We start from the raw sequence: 942 nt of genomic DNA on the forward strand, positions 1-942 counted from the left end.
CCGGCCTGCGCATCAACAGCGCGAAGGACGACGCCGCCGGTCTGGCCATCTCCGAGCGCTTCAGCACGCAGATCCGCGGCCTCGACGTCGCCGTCCGCAATGCCAACGACGGCATCTCGCTGGCCCAGGTCGCCGAAGGCTCACTGACCGAGATCGGCAACAACCTGCAACGCATCCGCGAACTGGCCGTGCAATCGTCCAACGCGACCAACTCCTCCTCCGACCGCGCCGCGCTGAACGCCGAGGTCAAGCAGCTGACCGCCGAGATCGATCGCGTGGCCAAGCAGTCGGAGTTCAACGGCACCAAGCTGCTGGACGGTTCGTTCTCCAGCCAGCTGTTCCAGGTCGGCGCCAACGCCGGCCAGGCCATCGCCATCGACAAGACTGTCGATGCCAAGTCCAATGCGTTGGGCAAGGTGCAGTTCGGCTCCACGTCCGGCGTCAACGTGGCAACCGGCACCGCCACCGCCGACGGCAAGATCACCAACATCTCGGTGACCAATCCCGCCGGCAAGACCGTGGCCATCGACGATGTCGACGTGAAGACCGGCGACACCGGCGCGCAGGTCACCGCCAGGATCATGGGCGCGATCAACAGCAAGCTGGGCGAAACCGGTGTCTATGCCGAATCGACCGGCACCACCGGCTCCTACTACACCGTCGGAGACGCGCTCAACGGCAGCGGCACGCCGGCCGGCATCACCGTGGTCTACGGCACCAGCGGTGCCGCGGGCATCGCCTCGGGCGTCGGCGTCACCGGCGGCGCACCGGGTGCCGGCGAGGTGAAAGGCCTGGCCGACCTCGATGTCACGTCTTTTCTCAACGCCTCGCGCGCGGTCACCATCGTCGACAAGGCGCTGACGGTGGTGAATGGCGCGCGCGCCGATCTGGGTGCGGTGCAGAACCGCTTCACCTCGGTGGTCGCCAACCTGCAGACCAGCT

General features: G+C 67.2%; 1 protein-coding gene. It reads left to right on the forward strand.

Annotated features, from left to right (window positions below; all coding sequences use genetic code 11):
• Positions 1-942 (forward strand): flagellin N-terminal helical domain-containing protein (locus AX730_RS02725; RefSeq protein WP_062351595.1); only part of this gene is annotated, 942 nt, incomplete at both ends.

Source organism: Pseudoxanthomonas mexicana, assembly GCF_001556105.1.
In the GTDB taxonomy this organism is placed as follows: Bacteria; Pseudomonadota; Gammaproteobacteria; order Xanthomonadales; family Xanthomonadaceae; genus Pseudoxanthomonas_A; species Pseudoxanthomonas_A mexicana_A.